Source organism: Pseudoalteromonas issachenkonii, assembly GCF_002310795.1.
Taxonomy (GTDB): domain Bacteria; phylum Pseudomonadota; class Gammaproteobacteria; order Enterobacterales; family Alteromonadaceae; genus Pseudoalteromonas; species Pseudoalteromonas tetraodonis.
This window is the reverse complement of the sequence record NZ_CP011030.1, coordinates 258,638-279,102: the sequence shown is the minus strand read 5'-3', so window position 1 is coordinate 279,102 and position 20,465 is coordinate 258,638. Positions and strand designations below refer to the sequence as shown.

The 20,465-nt window shown below is 41.8% G+C and carries 15 protein-coding genes; 4 read left to right on the top strand and 11 right to left on the bottom strand.

Going from position 1 to position 20,465, the window contains the following annotated elements:
* The 3 genes from ilvD to ilvG form a co-directional block, all read right to left on the bottom strand.
* Entirely contained in the window at window positions 1-1,857 is a 1,857-nt protein-coding gene (gene ilvD, locus PISS_RS01295; protein ID WP_058155441.1) for a dihydroxy-acid dehydratase, read from the bottom strand.
* A gap of 102 nt (window positions 1,858-1,959) precedes the next feature.
* Window positions 1,960-2,202 carry an acetolactate synthase 2 small subunit gene (gene ilvM, locus PISS_RS01290; RefSeq protein WP_028834467.1) on the bottom strand — a complete coding sequence of 81 codons (243 nt, stop codon included), beginning with the start codon at window positions 2,200-2,202 and terminating at the stop codon, window positions 1,960-1,962.
* A complete protein-coding gene (gene ilvG, locus PISS_RS01285) occupies window positions 2,199-3,848 on the bottom strand; it encodes an acetolactate synthase 2 catalytic subunit (RefSeq protein ID WP_033104316.1) in 1,650 nt (549 codons plus the stop codon). The genes ilvM and ilvG overlap by 4 nt, the downstream gene beginning before the upstream one ends.
* Before the next feature lie 529 nt (window positions 3,849-4,377).
* Here ilvG and PISS_RS01280 point away from each other — a divergent pair.
* The 4 genes from PISS_RS01280 (at window position 4,378) to PISS_RS01265 (ending at window position 9,323) form a co-directional block, all read left to right on the top strand.
* A complete protein-coding gene (locus PISS_RS01280) occupies window positions 4,378-6,051 on the top strand; it encodes a phosphoethanolamine transferase (protein ID WP_058154046.1) in 1,674 nt (557 codons plus the stop codon).
* Window positions 6,048-6,419, top strand: a complete 372-nt coding sequence (locus PISS_RS01275; RefSeq protein WP_008112748.1) for a diacylglycerol kinase — start codon at window positions 6,048-6,050, stop codon at window positions 6,417-6,419. The genes PISS_RS01280 and PISS_RS01275 overlap by 4 nt, the downstream gene beginning before the upstream one ends.
* Window positions 6,410-8,344, top strand: a complete 1,935-nt coding sequence (locus tag PISS_RS01270) for an LTA synthase family protein (protein WP_058154045.1) — start codon at window positions 6,410-6,412, stop codon at window positions 8,342-8,344. The genes PISS_RS01275 and PISS_RS01270 overlap by 10 nt, the downstream gene beginning before the upstream one ends.
* A gap of 100 nt (window positions 8,345-8,444) precedes the next feature.
* Window positions 8,445-9,323 (top strand): TraB/GumN family protein, encoded by an 879-nt coding sequence (locus PISS_RS01265; RefSeq protein WP_024602117.1) that lies wholly within the window; start codon window positions 8,445-8,447, stop codon window positions 9,321-9,323.
* Window positions 9,324-9,329: 6 nt separating this feature from the next.
* Here the strand turns inward: PISS_RS01265 and modF are convergent, their stop codons facing one another.
* The 8 genes from modF to rpsL form a co-directional block, all read right to left on the bottom strand.
* Window positions 9,330-10,781, bottom strand: coding sequence for a molybdate ABC transporter ATP-binding protein ModF (modF, locus tag PISS_RS01260; protein ID WP_058155439.1), 1,452 nt, complete (start codon window positions 10,779-10,781; stop codon window positions 9,330-9,332).
* 66 nt (window positions 10,782-10,847) lie between these two features.
* Entirely contained in the window at window positions 10,848-12,572 is a 1,725-nt protein-coding gene (locus PISS_RS01255) for a response regulator (protein ID WP_096040822.1), read from the bottom strand.
* 119 nt (window positions 12,573-12,691) lie between these two features.
* Complete coding sequence (locus PISS_RS01250) at window positions 12,692-15,022, bottom strand: fatty acid cis/trans isomerase (RefSeq protein ID WP_058154044.1); 2,331 nt, start codon at window positions 15,020-15,022, stop codon at window positions 12,692-12,694.
* Complete coding sequence (locus PISS_RS01245; protein WP_013463853.1) at window positions 15,022-15,384, bottom strand: hypothetical protein; 363 nt, start codon at window positions 15,382-15,384, stop codon at window positions 15,022-15,024. Before PISS_RS01245 ends, PISS_RS01250 begins: the two co-directional genes overlap by 1 nt.
* Before the next feature lie 722 nt (window positions 15,385-16,106).
* On the bottom strand, window positions 16,107-17,291 hold the full coding sequence (tuf, locus tag PISS_RS01240) for an elongation factor Tu (RefSeq protein ID WP_013463851.1): 1,185 nt from the start codon (window positions 17,289-17,291) through the stop codon (window positions 16,107-16,109).
* A 62-nt stretch (window positions 17,292-17,353) separates the two neighbouring features.
* Window positions 17,354-19,468, bottom strand: a complete 2,115-nt coding sequence (gene fusA / locus PISS_RS01235; RefSeq protein ID WP_013463850.1) for an elongation factor G — start codon at window positions 19,466-19,468, stop codon at window positions 17,354-17,356.
* Between the two features lie 27 nt (window positions 19,469-19,495).
* A complete protein-coding gene (gene rpsG, locus PISS_RS01230) occupies window positions 19,496-19,966 on the bottom strand; it encodes a 30S ribosomal protein S7 (protein ID WP_010392135.1) in 471 nt (156 codons plus the stop codon).
* Window positions 19,967-20,063: 97 nt separating this feature from the next.
* A complete protein-coding gene (gene rpsL, locus PISS_RS01225; protein ID WP_002958885.1) occupies window positions 20,064-20,438 on the bottom strand; it encodes a 30S ribosomal protein S12 in 375 nt (124 codons plus the stop codon).
* Window positions 20,439-20,465 lie beyond the last annotated feature (27 nt).

Here is a 20,465-nt window from a genome sequence, read left to right as displayed (position 1 = left end):
CTAGCTAAGCTCCTCCAGTTTGGCTAAATCGCGAACTGCGCCTTTATCGGCACTAGTTGCAAGTAGCGCATACGCTTTAAGCGCAGATGATACATAACGATCACGATTAAGCGGTTTATACGCTTGTTTACCACGAGCCAGTTGTTTTTGCTTGCGAGCTTCAAGCTCTTCACCGCTTAACGCCAGCGTTATTTCTCGAGTGGCAATATCGATGATAATCTTATCGCCGTTTTCAACATAAGCAATTGCGCCACCGCTGGCAGCTTCCGGCGATACGTGGCCAATCGATAGACCCGACGTACCACCCGAGAAGCGACCATCAGTAATTAATGCACATTGCTCTGCCAAACCTTTTGATTTTAAATAGCTAGTTGGGTATAGCATTTCTTGCATACCAGGACCGCCTTTAGGCCCTTCATAGCGAATAACCACCACGTCACCGGCTTTTACTTCGCCATTTAAAATCCCTTCTACAGAGTCATCTTGTGATTCGTATACCACAGCAGTACCTTCAAAGTGCAGCATTTCATCAACAACACCCGCACTTTTAACGATACAGCCATCTATTGCTAAATTACCTGAAAGTACGGCAAGACCGCCATCTTGACGAAATGCATGTTCAACACTGCGAATACAACCATGTTCACGGTCATTATCCCCTTCGTCCCAACGGCAATCTTGGCTCATGGCTTTAGTAGTACGAATACCAGCGGGACCCGCGCGGTAAAACTTTCGCGCCACTTCGTTATTAGGATCCGTTGCATCCCATTTTTTTACCAGCTCACCCATGGTCATGCCGGCAACATGATTAACCGATAAATCAACCAAGCCGGCTTTACCAAGCTCGCGTACTATGGCCATCATGCCACCAGCGCGGTGTACGTCTTCAATATGGTATTGCGCGGTAGCTGGGGCAACTTTACATAAAAACGGGGTTTTACGTGAAAGTTCATCAATGTGTGACATATCAAAATCAACGCCAGCTTCTTGTGCCGCTGCGAGTAAATGCAATACCGTATTTGATGAGCCGCCCATGGCAATATCAACCACCATAGAGTTCATAAATGCGGTTTTATTAGCGATGGCACGAGGCAGTACGTCTTGGTTATCTTTTTGGTAGTACTCACGGCATAAATCAACGATACGTGCCCCCGCTTCAACATAAAGTTGTTTGCGGTCTTTATGGGTCGCAAGCGTGGTCCCATTACCAGGCAGCGCAAGGCCAATTGCTTCTAATAAACAGTTCATAGAGTTGGCGGTAAACATCCCTGAACACGACCCACAGGTAGGGCATGCAGAGCGTTCAACTTGCTCTGAGTCGGCATCACTTACCGATTCATCGGCACCTTTAACCATGGCATCTACTAAATCGAGTTTAATATCGATATTGGCTAATTTAGTTTTACCCGCTTCCATAGGGCCACCCGATACAAAAATAACCGGTATATTTAAACGCAGCGCCGCTAACATCATCCCAGGGGTGATTTTGTCGCAGTTAGAAATACAAATCATCGCATCGGCACAATGGCCGTTCACCATATACTCTACTGAGTCGGCTATTAAATCGCGCGATGGCAGTGAATAAAGCATACCGCCGTGCCCCATGGCAATACCGTCATCTATGGCGATGGTATTAAATTCTTTTGGAACACCGCCCGCTTGGGTGATGGTTTCAGCCATTAGTTCACTGAGCTGATTAAGATGCACATGCCCCGGCACAAATTGTGTAAATGAGTTAACCACAGCAATAATTGGTTTACCAAAGTCGGTGTCGGTCATGCCTGTTGCACGCCATAATGCTCTTGCGCCTGCGCGTTTACGTCCTTCAGTAGTCGTTGCACTTCTTAATTTAGCCATAGTTACCTCAGTATTTGCCGCAATAAATGCGGGCATTCCTCATTCTTAAAATTGATGAGTAACCACGTGAACAGTTACTCGTAAAATCTGTTAAATTTTTTGTTATACAGCTTGTTGCTGTAAGCTTTGCAGCGTGACATGTTTCACATCAACCAATTTATTTAGTTGACTGGTAAGCAAATAAATTGGTTTATCGCTATCAACCGTCATGGCCATATTATATTGGCCATCGTCCATATTTAGCTGCAAGTGAGTTAAATCAAAACCACGATGACGCACGACACGTAAAAAGCGCTCGATTGCGACACTTTGGCTTTTTAAGGCAATAGTTAAACTGTGTTTCATTGTGCTTTCTCCGTCATCATTTCATCGTTAGCAGCCCCAGGTGGAACAAGTGGCCATACGTTTTCTTTATCATCAATACAAGCATGAACAATGTAAGGCCCATCGCTATTTAATAAGGCTGTAATTGCATCATCCACTTGGTTGGCATGGGTAATCGTTTGCCCCGCAATACCAAAAACAGCCGCTAGCTGCACAAAGTCAGGGTTATCTGACAAGTTAGTTTCGCTATAGCGCCCTTCAAAAAATAACTCCTGCCATTGGCGTACCATGCCTAAACGCTGGTTATCAAGTATCAGTATTTTTACTGGTAAATTATTACGACGAATAGTGGCAAGCTCTTGGATATTCATCATGATTGAGCCATCACCTGATACGGTGATCACAAAGTCATCTTTTCTCGCTATTTGTGCGCCGATTGCCGCAGGTAAACCAAATCCCATGGTGCCTGCACCGCCACTGCTTAAGTGGTTGCATGGATGGTTAAATTTCATATGCTGCGCAACCCACATTTGGTGCTGACCCACATCGCAGCAAACAACACTGGTGCTTGGCATACGCTGGCTTAGTTGATTAAGTAAATAAGGGGCAAATACTTTTTCACCAGGATAGTCGTAGCGCCATGCATGCTTAACCATCATTTGTTTATTATGATCGCACCACGCTTTTGGCGTAACGACGCACTCAAGGGCGGGAAGTGAGGTTTTTAAATCAGCAATTAAAGAAGCCTTTGCGGGTTTACGTTTACCGACCTCGGCTGCATCTATGTCTAAATGAATCACGTTTGCTTTTGCAGCAAACTTAGCTAAGTTGCCTGTTACACGATCATCAAAGCGAGCGCCAATACACACTAATACATCACATTCTTGCACGGCTAAATTAGCCGCTTGACCGCCATGCATACCTAGCATGCCTAAATCATATTCGTAATCAGGTAATACACTGCCCAATGCTTTAAGGGTTGAAACCGCAGGCATTTGCGTTTTATTTAAAAATTGCATTAATTCATTTTGCGCATCAGCGGCATGAACGCCCCCACCAACATAGGCAACAGGCCGTTTGGCTTCACTAAGTAATTGATTGGCGATAGCAACTTGGTTTAAATCAAGTTGAGGTAAGTATTCATCTGCCGCTAACCAAGGTTTAAAAGGCACCTGCGCCATTTGAATGTCTTTGGGGATATCAACTAAAACGGGGCCTGGACGGCCGCTTTGTGCTAAATGCATCGCTTCTTGTAATATTTCGGCTAAATCTTCTGCTCGCTCAACCATGTAACTGTGTTTAGTACACGAAAGCGACATGCCAAGCACGTCAATTTCCTGAAAAGCATCAGAGCCAATAGCGGCGGTTGGTACTTGCCCTGTAATAGCAAGTAAAGGCACTGAGTCCATCATGGCATCTGCCAATGCGGTAATTAAATTAGTAGCTCCAGGGCCTGATGTTGCCAAGCACACACCTAAACGTCCAGTACTGCGTGCATAGCCCACGGCGGCAAACCCTGCACCTTGCTCATGACGAGTAAGATAATGTTTTACAGGCGCACCATACAAGGCATCGTAAATGGGCATAATAGCACCACCTGGGTAGCCAAATACTTCATCTACGCCGTGTTTGGCGAGTAAATCTATTGTTAGTTCTGCGCCTGTCATTAGTAAATCCTCATTCCTGTGTGACAACCCATTAAAAATTTAACTCTAAAACTAAAAAGCCCCCCGGACGGTTAAGTGCGGAGGGCTTTTCAATGCTTAGTTTTTTAAAGCACTACGAAGCCCTCGCGGGAATAATCACCACGATAATAATCAGGACTAGGTTAAGTGCATTTTTAAGCATAAAATTCAGTACCATTTAAGATTTAGTCATTGCGAACATCTTGTTTCGCTGTCTTTTTATATTAGTACCGCGCTCAGGGCGGTAAGTCAACACCAAATTCAATTCAAAATAATTATAAAAATACGCTTACTCAGGTTTTAAAATTCAATTAAAACAGGTTAAATAGATTTTTTATCCCTTCATTTCAACTCAGGAAATTCACTATTCTTATAACACTGAATTCTGGTTTGATTAATTTTTAGTAAGCCACCTCATTTTTATCTAACAAAATTAAAATAAATCGATTTCTTAAGAGTTTCTTAAGTCTGGCAGCCTAGCATAACAACGTTCACGAAAAAGAGGCGTGTTATGAACCCAACTTTCAAACTCAGTAAGCAACCGCAAGAAAATACTAAAAAACGCTTTTATTTTAATTGCAGTGCTAATGCATTCATTATTTTTATGGCTTGTTATTACGGCTTAGTTATTAATATTCCATTTATGCATGGTGCGTTTAGCGCTATTACCTCGTTGCACACATTTTCATGGCTATTTTTGTTTTCTGTGCCGTTACTACTGATTTGTTTGCTAATCATATTCTTTTCAGTGGTTTCTATTCGGGGAATACTAAAACCCATTAACTACTTGCTGCTAGTGCTCTCGAGTGCGGCGTTATATGGCTCATTGAACTATGGTGTGGTGTTTGATTATTCCATGATACAAAACACCGTCGAAACTGACTCTAGTGAAGCGTTAAGCTATTTAAACCTGCAACTTGTTGGCTTTTTACTGCTTTTTGCCGCATTACCTGTCTTTATTTTGAGTAGAATAAAAATAAACTGCGCTCGTCCATACAAAGAAGTTATTAGCCGTCTTAAACTGCTTTTAGCAAGCTTTGCACTGATTGCATTAGTGGTCGTTAACTTTTACGCCGATTACGCGGCAACGGGTCGTAATAACCGTATTCTTAAAAAAGAAATTATTCCATTTCAATATCTCTCTAGTGGCTACAAATACGCCCGTGACCAGTTACTTTATAGCGATATTGAATTTAAAAATATTGATACCACGCCAACTTTAGCATCGCCAAGCACAACACGAGTTACTGTCATCGTGGTAGGTGAAACCGCTCGAGCTGAAAATTTTTCCTACCAAGGCTATGAGCGTAATACCAACCAATACACGCAAAAACATAATGTCACTTATTTCGATAACGTATCGTCGTGTGGCACGGCCACAGCAGTGTCAGTACCATGTATGTTTTCACTGCAAACTCATGCCAATTTTTCTCGTTTAGACAGTGATAACCAGCAAAACGTAATTGATTTGATACAACAAGCAGGCGCAGATGTCTTGTGGGTTGATAATAACAGTGGCTGTAAAAACGTCTGCACGCGCGTACCTACCATTAATATTGATACCAAAGCATCTGAACTATGTGATGGTAAATACTGTTTTGATGAAGCGTTACTAGCCCCTTTAAAGCACAAGCTTGCCAATTTGAGTCAGGCTAATACGGTTATAGTGCTGCATATGATGGGTTCACATGGCCCTACTTACTTTAAGCGCTACCCTGAAAAATTTAAACAGTTTAGTCCAACCTGCGACCGCAGCGATATTCAAAACTGTAGCGCTGAAGAACTGGTTAACACCTACGATAATACAATTGCTTATAGTGATTTTATCAACGCTCAAGTTATTGAACAGTTAAAGGCACTGCCAGCTAATATTGATAAGCAATTACTGTATGTGTCAGACCATGGCGAGTCGCTCGGTGAAAATGGCGCATACTTACATGGCTTTCCCTATGCATTTGCACCAACAGCTCAAACCCATGTGCCTCTTTACATCTGGACTGATGAGCATAATCAGCGCATTACAGCCAAGTGTCTAAACAACTTAAATAGCACTTTAGCGCAATCACACGATGCTATTTTTCATACCCTTTTAAGCTTAACCGGTGTTGCGAGTAAAACCTACCAAACCTCTGAAGATTTACTCGCGTCATGTCAAACGATTAACCATAGCGAAACTAAAATATGAATAATAAAACCGTTATAAAACGCCAAGGCCTAATGCGCCTAATTTTTACCTTAAGCCATACATTTAACGGCCTAAAATGGATGAGCCGATTTGAGGCTGCTTTTCAGCAAGAGTTGGTTTTATTTAGTTTGCTAGGCGTATTTGCCTGCTTGCAAGAAATTACTTTAAGTAGCAAATTAATCTTGATTGCCAGCTTATTGTTTGTGTTATTTGCTGAGTTGGTCAATACCGCAGTCGAAGTGGTGGTTGATCGCATCGGTAGCGAATATCATGAACTATCAGGCCTAGCTAAAGATATTGCATCCGCCAGTGTCTTTATCGCCATGCTTATTGCTATTTTAGTTTGGTGGTCTGTGCTATGGACTTAATCAGTAGCACTAAAAAAGTACTGGGGCCATTGTGGGTTTTAGCGGTATTTTTTTTCGCACTCCTATGCTTGCTAACTTTTGCGCGATTAGGTTTAAGTTTGTGGCAAAGTGGCCGTGTATTTACCGAAGGCGCCTGGCACTTTGTTTTTGTAGGCGGTTTACGTGTTGATATAGCAACATTATGCTACATCATAACCCCCGCTTTGTTACTAACACTTGCAGCACATGCTCTCAAATTAACTGCTTATATTCGAGGAGTCGTAAAGTGGTATTTAGTAATAATGGCTGCAATGTTAGTGTTTTTTGAGGTTATTACACCCACGTTTATTAACGAATACGACTTACGCCCTAATCGCCTATTTATTGAATACCTTATTTATCCTAAAGAAGTCTCTAAAATGATTTTTTCAGGTTACAAACTCGAAGTCCTCTTCGCTGTTTTAGCGCTCGTTTTCACCATTAAATTTGCTAACAAAATTCTTACTCAGCAATGGCAAAACCGCTCGTCCCTAGGGGCAATAAAACTATCACTATTAGCTGTTATTATATGTAGCCTAACACTGTTAGGCGCTCGAAATTCATTAGGCCATCGTCCATTGAACCCCGCTATGGTGGCATTTTCGACCGACCACTTGCTGAATGACCTCACGCTTAATTCATCATATAGCGTAGCATTTGCGTTAAAACAGCTCTCCAATGAGCAATCAAGTCAGGCATATTATGGCAAGGTCCCTCAAGAGGAGTTACTCGCCACAGTACGCAGTACCATGCAAAATCCTCAAGCAATATTTAATAATCCAAATGCCCCTACCCGCACTTTTCATCAGGCAAGCTACCAAGGTAAAAAGAAAAACCTGGTTATTATTCTGCAAGAAAGCTTGGGCGCTCGTTATGTAGGTACCTTAGGTGGCTTACCCTTAACGCCTAATATAGATGCACTTTATCAACAGGGCTGGGGATTTGATAACTTATACGCTACCGGCACTCGCTCTGTACGCGGTATTGAAGCAGTTATAACCGGTTTTACACCGACTCCCTCACGCGCGGTTGTAAAACTCGATAAATCACAACGTGACTTTTTTACCTTGGCTAGTTTTTTAGCAAAGCAGGACTACCATACTCAGTTTATTTATGGTGGAGAAAGTCACTTTGACAACATGCGTAGCTTCTTTTTGGGTAACGGCTTTAGTGATATTGTTGATAGTGAACGCTTCGATAACATTAACTTTAATGGTTCATGGGGCGCATCTGACGAAGATTTATTTACTCAAGCAGATAAAGAGCTGAATAAATTACAACAACAGCAAAAGCCATTTTTTAGTCTGATTTTTAGTAGTTCTAATCATAGCCCTTATGAATTTCCGGACGGTAAAATAGCCCTGTTTGAGCAACCAAAGCAAAGCCGTAATAACGCAGCTAAATATGCAGATTATGCCCTAGGCACATTCATTGAAAAGGCGAAAAAGTCATCTTACTGGGACGATACTGTGTTTATAGTGATTGCTGATCACGACTCACGCGTGTCTGGTTCCAGCCTTGTACCTATTGATCACTTTAGAATTCCTGCGGTTATTTTTGGAAACGGTATTAAGCCCAAACGCGATCATCAATTAGCCAGTCAGCTGGATATTCCTACCACCTTACTGTCGCTTATTGGCGCCAGCGGTGAACACCCAATGATTGGTCACGATCTCACTCGCCCTGTGGCCAAAAATAAGCAGCGTGCAATGATGCAGTACGATAAAAACTTTGCTTACATGCAAAATGATAACGTTGTTATTTTGCAGCCAGATAAACCGGCAACCACCTATATTTATAAAAATAAGCAATTACACCCCAAACATAACGATAGCGCACTCATCAAGCAAGCTCGTGCGCTGGCTAATTATGGCAACATGGCCTACAGCAATAATTGGTATCAATAACACCGAAAAATGCCTGATTGATTAATCAGGCATTTTTACGTTACCTATAAAGTAAACTAAGTTAGTATTTATAAAACGACTTAAACTTGGATAGGATTTTATGAACGTGTCATTACGTATTAGTCATTTATTTATGGTGTTATTACTTTTAGCCTTTAGCGTCAATGGCTATGCAGCACCGGCTCTATTCAAAATAGAAAAACAAGGCGCTAGCTCGTATTTATTTGGCACCGTGCATGTGGGTGATGCCAGCATGAAAGGGCTACCACAAAAAGTGACTCACGCACTGGATAACAGTAATCAAGTTGTTGTTGAAGTGGATATAAGTAAACTATCACCATTACAAATGCAACAACGTTCTATGCCGTTTATGCTGCTTACTAACGGGCGTACGCTACAGAGCGAGCTTTCAGAAAAAAATTATCAACTCCTCAAAGACTACTTTGCTAAAAAATCGATTGATATTGCCATGTTCAACAGTTTCAAACCTTGGGCTGTTATGTTGACCATGATGCAAATTGAGTTTCAAAACGCGGGCTATTCAGATAAAAACGGCATCGATAAGCAAATACTCGAGTACGCGCAAAAGCACAGTATTAACATTGCGGAGCTTGAAACCATAGAGCAACAACTACAGATGTTTAATGGCTTAGAGTCATTAAGCAATGCCATGATGGCAGAAACTTTTGAGCAACTAAGCGATATTAATACCTACTTTATCACCCTAGTGGATGCATGGAAAAAGGGCGATATGCAAACCCTAACCGGCTATTACCACACCAGTTTTGATGACAGCCAATACGGTCAACAAAGCGAGCAAGTGATGCTGATTGAGCGCAATAATAATTGGGTCACTCAACTCACGCCTAAACTTGAACAAGGCAAGGTGTTTATTGCGGTAGGTGCTCTGCACTTAGTTGAGCAGCATGGTTTAATTAAACAACTTCGCGACCAAGGGTTTAAGGTTACTCAGTTATAAACAAGCTTATATAAGCGTCTCACTATGAGCAGCTTGTTGCCCATAGTGAGCCGGTTTAAAATCTTCCATTTTTAAGGTGTGTTCAATCCCTTTAATGGTATCTGCTGCATGATGGTTTACATAAATAACGGTACTCGTTTTTGCAGCACACACCTTTTCAATCAGCAGTAAAACGCGTTGACGATTTGCCTCATCAAGCCCTAAGCATGGCTCATCTAAAATAAGCAAAGCAGGATGTTTAACCATTGCGCGCACAATCAGTAATAGTCGCTGATCGCCATACGATAGCTGGGTAAAAGCGCTATTTGTTTTGTCACTTAAACCAATTAGTGCCAACCACTCTTTAGCTAAACGCGTTTGTAACTCACTGGCTTGTTGATATAAACCTATACTATCGAAAAACCCTGAAATAATAGTATTAAGCGCCGAAATACTCACTCGATACTGCAAATGTAGCGTATTTGAAATATAACCAATGTGCTGTTTTATATCCCAAATACTCTCCCCTGTGCCACGCTTAAAACCAAACACTTCAATCTCATTGTTATAGCACTGAGGGTTATCACCTGTAATTAAATTTAATAAACAGGTTTTACCTGAGCCATTTTTCCCGGTGAGTTGCCAGTGCTGATATTGGTTAATCGTCCAGTTTAAATTTTCAAAAATTGTTTGTTCGCTGTAACGCACATGAGCATTAGTGAGCTTAACGAGTGGCATGTTTGTCGCTGATTTAAAACAGCGCTCAGGCGCATCGGGAATACTTAATGATGTATGCTCTAAATGAAGTAATTTGAATAAATCCGCTTGTTTTGCTGCACACGGTTTTGCCAAGCTATGTTGTAAACGACCATTATCCACATAAGCAAAGTGATCAACAAACGCTGGAATTTCGTCAACACGGTTTAGCACAAACACAAAGCAGGTTTGTGCGCTCAACTGCTGTAATAGGCGGTTTAGCTGCCCAACCGATTCAGAGTCTAAGCCATCAAATGGTTCATCAAGCACAACTAAATCACTGTTAGCAGATAGCGCTTTAATTAATAATAATTTACGCGTTTCGCCAGTAGATAAATCAGTAAAATCACGATTAAGTAAGGCATCAAAATTAAAAGCGGTGATTAACTGTTGGCATAAATCGCTATTTATTTGAGGCTCAGCAAAGAGCATGTCTGTTACTTTTTGTGGCTTTTCACTTTTACGATGCGTGTTAAGTAACTGCTTTTGTAGATCACTTGACACTAATTGTAGCTTGTTAAAGGTACTATGACGTTGCCCGCTTTGTTGTTTTGCTTCACCAATTAACGCTGCTGCGAGTGCTGATTTTCCAGCACCATTCCCCCCGAGTAAGACCCAATGTTCACCCTGCTTTACTTGCCAAGTTAAATCGTCGATATAATACCGAACACTGTCATCGGTAGATAAATAACCACTAAATTGCTGTAGTAAAATTGAGCGCACGTTAGATCCCATAACAGAGCTAAAAACTCAAACTAACGTAATAAGGAATAATTAAGCAAGTGAGATTTAATCAACCTCAGGTAGAAAAGCATCGTTTAGCGCCGCGATTATGCTTTGCTGATCTATGGGTTTATGAATATGACCTATTGCTCCACAAGCTTTAGCGCGAGCAAGATCACTATCAGAGGTGTTTGCGGTAACCACAATAATCGGCAGTGTTTTATCGTTATCATGCAAGATTTTAGTGGCTTCAAACCCATCCATAACCGGCATATTTAAATCCATAAAGATGACGTCATAAGATTTTTTGGCGACCATTTCACACGCTATTTTGCCATTCTCAGCGCATTCAGCGTGTATGTTCAATGCAGTTAATAGCTTAGTGAGTACCAGCATATTAAGTGGGTTATCTTCAACGACTAAACAATGTAAGTTATCAGGCATTGACGATGACTTGCTTAAAGTAGTATCCATCTCTAATGGTAATGTTAAAAATACAGAGGCCCCTTGCTGACGATTATTTTCAAAACGAATTTCACCCTTTAAGGCATCAACAATATATTGTACACGGGCAAGGCCTGTTCTGAGTCCTTGAAAATGGTTACTTTGCTCAGTGCTGTCTAATTCTAATTGCTCGATAAGGTGATCAAAGCCACAGCCGGTGTCCTCGACGCTCAGCGATAGTTGGTTATTGTTGAGCGTAGCGATGACTTTCACCTCTCCTTGCTCTGTAAACTTTAATGCATTACTAAGTAGCTCATTAACTATTTGTTGTAAGCGTGCATGATCTACAATCACCGCGCAGTCTAAGCTCGCTGCTAACTCTCTGATTAACTTTAACCCTTTTTCAGTACAACCATATTCATACACAACTAACACTTTATTTATGGTGGTTAGTAAGTTGTCAGAGGTCGGGTTTAACGACCAACGATTTAAACTCAGCGCTTGTAAATCTTGTAATTCATCTAACATCGCCAACAACCTCGCCGAGCAATACCGAGCTTGGCGTTGTATATCCTGCTGTGAAGTGGGAATTTTTAGCTCATCGATCGAGGTAATTAACCCCTGTAATGGGGTTCTAAATTCATGACTGGCTCGTGCAATAAAGTGCTCTTTGTTGTTACTTACCTGCTCTGCAAATTCTTTTTGTTGTTGATACTTTTGTAAGGTCTGCAGAACTCGTTTCTCCATTGGCATAAACACAAATCTAAGTTCTAAAAACAATAATGCCAGAGTAAAAAACCAACAAAGCAGTTCAATACTAGAGATCCAATCAACCTTTTTTACCGCTTGTTGCTCAAATAAGCTCACCGCAGTGTCTAACTTTTTTAGTAATGCTTCAACTTCGCTCACAGAAAACGAAGCCAAATTAATAACCTCCTTTCGAAAGACCAAATTTTTAGCTTGCGTTATAAAGGCCAACACCTCTGCATTTAAGTTGCTTGGGGGGGCATAATATAAATCAAATAAAGATGTATTTAGATAAACTGCGTCACCTTGCTCATCTTTAGTGAGTAAATATTCATGGGCTTGTTCAAATAACTCAAGGGAGTGTTTTAACGATTGAAGATGTTGTGCGTGATTATCCGTTTGATTAATTAATGCATTGCTATGCCAAGCTATTTTTTGCGAAAGCATACGTTGCTTGCCAGCTATATTGATAATTTTTGCATCGTATTTTTGCACTGAAAAGAAGTATTGCATCAGTAATGCAGATACGCTGACCAACAAGGCAATAGCAACTAAAGCCCAACGGTAACGTTTGCGAATACTCTTAACAATGTTGAACATACACTAGGTTACTTTTTTTGTTTTAACTGTAGCCTAAGCTTAGCAAACTAATTACTAAATTATTAAATATAAAAAACCCAGCTAGTTAAGCTGGGCTCTTGTAACCGTTTAGCGTGTACCTAACGATTTTCTAGTCGATTATAATCAAACATGCCAAATTCAACACCTCGGTACTGGCGGGCAACCTGATGTAAAATATCGCTGTATTGCCAAAATTGCGGGTGAGTTCGACGAATCGCAAACTTAGACTTTAAAGCGCGATAATCAGCTTCCACTTGCATTAGCGGTAACTGTTCGGCAAAGGCCGAAACCTGTTGGGCGTTATTTAAATACCAAATTGCAGAAGGGTAATCACCAATAAAGCCCGGAACAATTGTCACCGTATCTTCTTCATAGGCGCGCTGTCCATCTTCGTTTAGTAGACTCGAAATATTATAGTGCGCGTTATGGTGAATAATTGTATAGCCTGTGTGTCCATCCTGCTCTTTCACTAGCACATACGATAGCTGTGGCAGTAAGTTAACTGCTTTAGCAGGCATGGTATTAATCGCACTTAATGGTGCGGGTACTTTTTTATAGTCATAACGAGGACTTAAAACGGGCTCTAATGCCTCTTTAATTAAGCCATATAGCTCTGATTGCGGTTCATCTGTTTGATAGTTAATACCGCTGGGTTGACTAAACTCACGATTGTTTTCAAAAAAGGTCGACAAACTAGGTGGTGATTTTCGATACCAACTCTGTTTAATTGTCTCTCGCTGAGTTTCAGGTAACAAAGCTAAAAAGTTGTGCTCACCCTCTAAACGTAAAAAGTCCATGTATAAGCGCGTTATTAATTGATGGCCAATATTGCCATACACATCAAAGCCCGCAACTAACAAGTAATGAATACGCTCAAACAGCGCGTAATCAAGCACCCACATAGTTTTAGGTTGTTGGCCAATAAAGCCTTTAACTACAGTTGCACTATCAAAGTGTCGAAAAATAGTCAGTGCCGCATTTTGATTGTGCCCATCCCCTTTCCACAATAAGTCGGTGGTTAAATGCTCGCCGTTTTTGAACAGATTATTAGCAAGCTCTACCTTGGCTTTTAAGTAACGTTTTTCGCGAACCGAGTATTTGACCCAATTAGAAATCGGTAACGCATTACTTTCCTCTGCTGCGGGCAACTCTAATGCATCCTCATGTTGCACCAGCATTTTACCTACCGCCGGAGTCGCTACCTTTTTAGGATCAGCAAACGCCACCCAAAAATGATCATTAATCACATTGAGTGCTATTTGACCACGACAAACAGGGCCTTTAATAAAGCCCATAATAATTAGCTCAGCTTCATCGAGCATAAATTGATATTTTGCATCTATAGGCAGTGCTTCAAACGTTTTAAACGGGTTTGATGCAAGGGTAGGCTCATAGCTTGGTAAACTAGATACAGTGTAATTTGGCGCAATAAATTGCTGGTAAATACGTGCCAACTTTTCATCATTAAGTTTAAGCGGTAAATGCGTTTTTGATAAAATAGTAGAACGGTCGTGAAGCAGTCGATAATAAACACGCTCAACGTTTGGACTATCGTAAGGGCGACGAGAACTTATTAATTTAATGTCTTCACCAGGGGGAGTACTTGAGCGTACCAACTTAAAAAAGTTAGGTGATTGTGCATCACTAAAGTAGATGTGTGCTAAAAACCAATGCTCATAAATATAGCGCGCTGATAATTGGTACTTCAAACCATCTTGATTTAAAAATGCTTCCCAGTTTTTTACTTGCGCAAGCTCAGCAGCTGATGGCGGCTTGATGTGCGCCATTTTCCCGCCTTTTTTAATCCAGTTTTGTAAGTGCTGAAATTCAGCAGCAGTCACTCCAGGCAAGCCATAAGGCATACCCGCATGCGGTTGCTCATCCGCTAATTGGTCAAACTCACCCATCGTCGCACAACTTTGGTTGCGGCTAAGTGAAAAATCAAAACGTTCATCTAATACTTCATCTTCTGGCAAGGGTGAACTTTGCTTTAATACCAGCGTATTAAATAACACACTACCCGCTAAATTGGCTTCTTCAGTTTGTGCTCGCTCGTTTAATACCGGGCTAAATTCTTTATCACGCCATTGCTCAGTCGTGGTTGCATCAAATAATAATCGGCTCGGCGTTGAGGCTAACAACCGAGTACCATCGTAAACCAACTCTTTACTGAGGCCTCTGTCGATACCTTCAGGAGAAGAGAGTTTTAATTGGCAAGGCGCATCATAACAGCCATGACAAACCACGCAGCGGTTATCGAGTACAGGCTTTACTTGCTGTAAAAACTCAGCCCCAGCACCGCTATTATGAGCAACCATACGATCTTGTGTTTGCTCAGGACCGAATAATTCATTGTAATGTGCATTACCTAAGTAAGCACAACCACTTAAGATAATCAGTACAAAAGTACCTATAATATTTTTTTTCATTATTCAGTCTCATCACCTAAATCGAACGTAGGCATCATATCGATTTGTGGTGATACGAATGTTAGGTTTTCAACAGTAGTCACCACAGCGCTTAATAAAGGGCCCTGTGTTATGGTTAATTGAGCGTCATGCTCGCTATGCGCTATGGTAGCAAAGCTTGAATTGATGATATTCAACTCATAGTCTGCAATGCTAATGCCTATACTACTGTCAGCACTGGGGTTCTGGCATAGTTGAGTAAGCAGCTCATCACTTAAGATAACTGAAATTTCCAAGTCAGGCTGCGCTAAGTCACGGGTACTTAGTGTTTCATCTAGAATAAATAAAGGAAGTGTTAAATTGCTATCTTGTTCAAGTTCCATTGGACTCTCTGCGCTACTGACTATTTAATTATTACCTATTATAACAACGTTCCAACTTAAATAACGATAAACAAGCCATAAAATAGCCTCGTTAATTTTTAAGCAGCGGTATCAATGCTGCTTTAAACTTCGTTACGACAACAGGAACGCCTAACTTCACTAATTAAAACCTGAAACCTGCAGCATTACAGTAATTGAGAACTCAACGATCGTTGCTACTAAGCACCAATGCATAAGGTAAGTGTAGAACCTTCATGCTTTACCCTCTAAGTGCGATAAAACTCAACCCAAGTGACAGTGTTAAATTTACACCGAGCTGCTTTATACCAATCCGCAATAATACTCAATCATTTTGCGGGGCTAAACGTGCCGCTACCTGTGTTAAAAAATTCTCATTTAGAACAACTAAATAGCGAATTTTTTGCCTAGCTATCACCCCGTTTTTCCTGCCTCAAAATAGACCGCTTAATTAAGCGAATTGGTATTACCTAAAACCTTAAACCTTGCACCTGAAACCTTTATTTTATTGCAGGCATTAAAAAACCCGAGGCTAAGCTCGGGTTTTTCGTATTAATTAGCTAGGCTAATTATTACTCTACGATAGTTGCTACAAAGCACCTACGCCTAAGGTAACTGCGCCACCTTCACATGATGTAAATCGCAGCCATTAAAAAAGGCCACCTAAGTGACCTTTTTCTAACAATTAACTTAAACGTTAATTATTACTCTACGATAGTTGCTACAACACCAGCACCTACAGTACGGCCACCTTCACGGATAGCGAAACGAAGACCTTCGTCCATCGCGATTGGCGCGATTAGCGTTACAGTCATCTTAACGTTATCACCAGGCATTACCATTTCTACGCCTTCTGGTAACTGTACGTCACCTGTTACGTCAGTTGTACGGAAGTAGAACTGTGGACGGTAACCTTTGAAGAATGGAGTATGACGACCACCTTCATCTTTCGAAAGTACGTATACTTCTGAAGTGAATGTAGTGTGTGGCTTGATTGAACCAGGCTTAGCTAGTACTTGACCACGTTCAACGTCTTCACGCTTAGTACCACGTAAAAGTGCACCAATGTTCTCACCAGCACGACCTTCGTCAAGAAGCTTACGGAACATCTCAACACCAGTACAAGTAGACTTAGTCGTCTCTTTGATACCAACGATTTCAACTTCGTCGTTCACGTTGATGATACCAGCTTCAACACGGCCAGTTACAACAGTACCACGACCTTGGATTGAGAAAACGTCTTCGATAGGCATGATGAATGGCTTATCGATGTCACGCTCTGGCTCTGGAATGTAAGTATCTAGTGCTTCTGCAAGCTCTACGATTTTAGCTTCCCATTGCTCTTCGCCTTCAAGTGCTTTAAGTGCAGAACCTTGAATTAGTGGTAAGTCATCACCTGGGAAGTCGTATTCAGAAAGAAGTTCACGAACTTCCATTTCTACTAGCTCAAGTAGCTCTTCATCATCAACCATGTCACATTTGTTCATGAACACAACGATGTAAGGAACACCAACTTGGCGAGAAAGTAGGATGTGCTCACGAGTTTGTGGCATAGGGCCATCAGTCGCAGCTACTACTAAGATAGCGCCATCCATTTGAGCAGCACCAGTGATCATGTTTTTAACATAATCGGCGTGACCAGGACAATCTACGTGTGCGTAGTGACGAGTAGGAGTATCGTACTCAACGTGTGAAGTTGAGATTGTGATACCACGCTCGCGCTCTTCTGGAGCGTTATCGATTGATGCGAAATCTTTAGCAACACCGCCGTATACTTTTGCAAGTACGTTAGTGATTGCTGCAGTTAGTGTAGTTTTACCGTGGTCAACGTGGCCGATTGTACCAACGTTTACGTGCGGTTTTACGCGTTCAAACTTTTCTTTTGCCATCTTAAAAAATTCCTAATAAAGAAATTAAAGCCTGACTCAGTATTGAGCCAGACAAGCTAAAATCATATAACAGCGCGAGCTGAAATTATTGTATCTGCAACCTGTTTAGAGGCTTCAGCGTACTTCAAAAACTCCATAGAGTATGAGGCACGGCCCTGTGTTGCAGATCGTAAAGCAGTTGCATAACCAAACATTTCAGATAACGGAACCTGAGCATTAATTTGCTTAAGTCCACCAAGTGCATCTTCCATGCCTTCGATCATGCCGCGACGACGGTTTAGGTCGCCAACTACATCACCCATGTTTGCTTCAGGAGTGAGTACTTCAACCTTCATTACTGGCTCTAATAAAGCAGGGTTTGCATCTAGCGCACCTTGCTTCATAGCGAGTGAACCTGCTATTTTAAATGCCATTTCATTCGAATCTACATCATGGAATGAACCATCATATAAAGTCGCTTTCACGCCAAGTAATGGGTAGCCTGCCAGTACACCTTGAGCCATTTGCTCTTGGATACCTTTGTCTACCGCAGGGATGTATTCTTTCGGAACTGACCCACCTACGGTTTCGTTAACGAACTCGTAAATTGGGGCTTCATCATCCGAAATATCCATCGGTTCAAGTTTAAGCCAGACGTGACCATATTGACCACGACCACCTGATTGACGTATGAACTTCCCTTCAACTTCAACAGTTGAACGAATAGCTTCTCGGTATGCAACCTGCGGCTTACCAACGTTACATTCAACACTGAATTCACGTTTCATACGGTCGACAATGATATCAAGGTGAAGTTCACCCATGCCAGAGATAATCGTCTGGCCTGATTCTTCGTCAGTTTGTACGCGGAAAGATGGATCTTCTGCCGCTAGTTTACCTAGCGCGATACCCATTTTATCCTGGTCAGCGATTGTGCGAGGCTCAACCGCAACAGAGATAACTGGTTCTGGGAATTCCATACGCTCTAGCGTAATAATAGAATTCGGATCACACAGTGTCTCGCCTGTTGTTACGTCTTTGAGACCAATAGCCGCCGCGATGTCGCCTGCGTAGACTTCTTTGATCTCTTCACGTGAGTTTGAATGCATCTGAACGATACGACCAAGACGCTCACGCTTACTTTTTACTGGGTTATATACCGCGTCACCCTGTTTAACAGTACCAGAGTAAACACGGAAAAAGGTCAAGGTGCCAACAAACGGGTCTGTTGCAATCTTAAAAGCAAGTGCAGCAAACGGCGCTTTATCATCAGCAGGACGCTCTTCCTCGGTACCATCTTCGAGGATACCTTGGATTTGTTTCACTTGTGTGGGTGATGGCATGTATTCAACAACGCAATCAAGCACAGCTTGAACGCCTTTGTTTTTAAATGCACTACCACAGGTCATGGGAACAATTTCGTTCGCTAATGTGCGTTGACGCAAAGCATTTTTAATTTCTGCTTCGCTTAACTCTTCACCTTCTAAGTATTTATCCATTAGTTCTTCAGAGGCTTCAGCAGCGCTTTCAACTAAATGAGAGCGCCATTCTTCAGCTAAATCCTGAAGTTCTGCCGGTATTGCCTCATAAGAGAAAGTCATACCCTGGTCTTCATCATTCCAGTTAATAGCTTTCATTTTAATAAGGTCAATAACACCTTTAAAGTCGTCTTCAGCGCCAATTGGCAACTGGACTGGAACAGGCGTTGCTCCAAGACGAGATTTCACCTGGCCGACAACCGTTAAGAAGTCAGCGCCTGTGCGATCCATTTTATTTACGAAGATCATTCTCGGAACTTCGTATTTGTTCGCTTGACGCCAAACTGTCTCAGTTTGCGGCTGTACACCAGATGAAGCACAAAGAACAACTACCGCACCATCTAGTACACGTAAAGAACGCTCTACTTCGATAGTGAAATCTACGTGTCCTGGGGTATCAATGATATTGATGCGATGGTCGTCAAATTGCGCGTCCATCCCTTTCCAGAAACACGTTGTTGCAGCAGAAGTGATTGTGATACCACGCTCTTGTTCCTGCTCCATCCAATCCATAGTTGCGGCGCCATCATGTACTTCACCGATCTTATGAGAAAGACCTGTGTAGAACAGAACACGTTCTGTTGTGGTGGTTTTGCCTGCATCTACGTGAGCACAAATACCGATATTGCGGTAACGCTCAAGTGGAGTTGTACGTGCCATAAAATCCTCTTAAAGGTTAAGGACAGATTACCAACGGTAATGAGCGAATGCTTTATTCGCTTCAGCCATACGGTGAACGTCTTCACGTTTCTTAACCGCAGTGCCTTTGTTGTCAGCAGCGTCAACGATTTCTTGAGCTAAACGTAAGCCCATAGATTTTTCGCCACGCTTACGTGCAGCGTCTACTAACCAACGCATACCTAATGCGTTGCGACGTACTGGACGTACTTCAACTGGTACTTGATAAGTTGAACCACCAACACGGCGAGATTTAACCTCTACCTGTGGACGGATGTTATCAAGTGCAGTTTCAAAGATTTCTAGGTGCGACTTGCCTGATTTCTCAGCAGCCACGTCTAGCGCACCATAAACGATTTTTTCAGCAGTAGATTTCTTGCCGTCTAACATTACGATGTTAACGAACTTAGCAAGAAGTTCCGATCCGAACTTAGGATCTGGAAGAATTTTACGTTGACCTATTACGCGTCTTCTAGGCATTTTGTATCTCCGGTTTATTCAGGTTTGCTCTTTCGAGTCAATCACCCAAAACAATAATTAATAATATTTAGTGCTTGGCCTTACTAACGGAAAACAATTAGCCTTTAGGGCGTTTTGCACCGTATTTAGAACGAGCTTGACGACGGTCGCTAACGCCTGCACAGTCAAGTGCACCACGTACAGTGTGAAAACGCACACCTGGTAAATCTTTAACACGACCACCACGGATTAGGATTACACTGTGCTCTTGAAGGTTATGACCTTCACCACCGATGTATGAAGTTACTTCGAAACCGTTAGTTAAACGTACACGAGCTACTTTACGTAACGCCGAGTTTGGTTTCTTAGGTGTAGTTGTATATACGCGAGTACATACACCACGCTTTTGCGGACACGCTTTAAGCGCAGCTGAGTTACTTTTAGTAACCTTGCTACGACGTGGCTTACGCACTAGCTGGTTAATAGTTGCCATTTAAATAGCTCCTGAAATTAAAATTAC

What these genes read in the sequence shown, in the direction of transcription:
- ilvD (WP_058155441.1), bottom strand. Translation starts at nt 1,857, where the DNA reads ATGGCTAAATTAAGAAGTGCAACGACTACTGAAGGACGTAAACGCGCA.
- ilvM (WP_028834467.1), bottom strand. Translation starts at nt 2,202, where the DNA reads ATGAAACACAGTTTAACTATTGCCTTAAAAAGCCAAAGTGTCGCAATC.
- ilvG (WP_033104316.1), bottom strand. Translation starts at nt 3,848, where the DNA reads ATGACAGGCGCAGAACTAACAATAGATTTACTCGCCAAACACGGCGTA.
- PISS_RS01280 (WP_058154046.1), top strand. Translation starts at nt 4,378, where the DNA reads ATGAACCCAACTTTCAAACTCAGTAAGCAACCGCAAGAAAATACTAAA.
- PISS_RS01275 (WP_008112748.1), top strand. Translation starts at nt 6,048, where the DNA reads ATGAATAATAAAACCGTTATAAAACGCCAAGGCCTAATGCGCCTAATT.
- PISS_RS01270 (WP_058154045.1), top strand. Translation starts at nt 6,410, where the DNA reads ATGGACTTAATCAGTAGCACTAAAAAAGTACTGGGGCCATTGTGGGTT.
- PISS_RS01265 (WP_024602117.1), top strand. Translation starts at nt 8,445, where the DNA reads ATGAACGTGTCATTACGTATTAGTCATTTATTTATGGTGTTATTACTT.
- PISS_RS01255 (WP_096040822.1), bottom strand. Translation starts at nt 12,572, where the DNA reads ATGTTCAACATTGTTAAGAGTATTCGCAAACGTTACCGTTGGGCTTTA.
- PISS_RS01250 (WP_058154044.1), bottom strand. Translation starts at nt 15,022, where the DNA reads ATGAAAAAAAATATTATAGGTACTTTTGTACTGATTATCTTAAGTGGT.
- PISS_RS01245 (WP_013463853.1), bottom strand. Translation starts at nt 15,384, where the DNA reads ATGGAACTTGAACAAGATAGCAATTTAACACTTCCTTTATTTATTCTA.
- tuf (WP_013463851.1), bottom strand. Translation starts at nt 17,291, where the DNA reads ATGGCAAAAGAAAAGTTTGAACGCGTAAAACCGCACGTAAACGTTGGT.
- fusA (WP_013463850.1), bottom strand. Translation starts at nt 19,468, where the DNA reads ATGGCACGTACAACTCCACTTGAGCGTTACCGCAATATCGGTATTTGT.
- rpsG (WP_010392135.1), bottom strand. Translation starts at nt 19,966, where the DNA reads ATGCCTAGAAGACGCGTAATAGGTCAACGTAAAATTCTTCCAGATCCT.
- rpsL (WP_002958885.1), bottom strand. Translation starts at nt 20,438, where the DNA reads ATGGCAACTATTAACCAGCTAGTGCGTAAGCCACGTCGTAGCAAGGTT.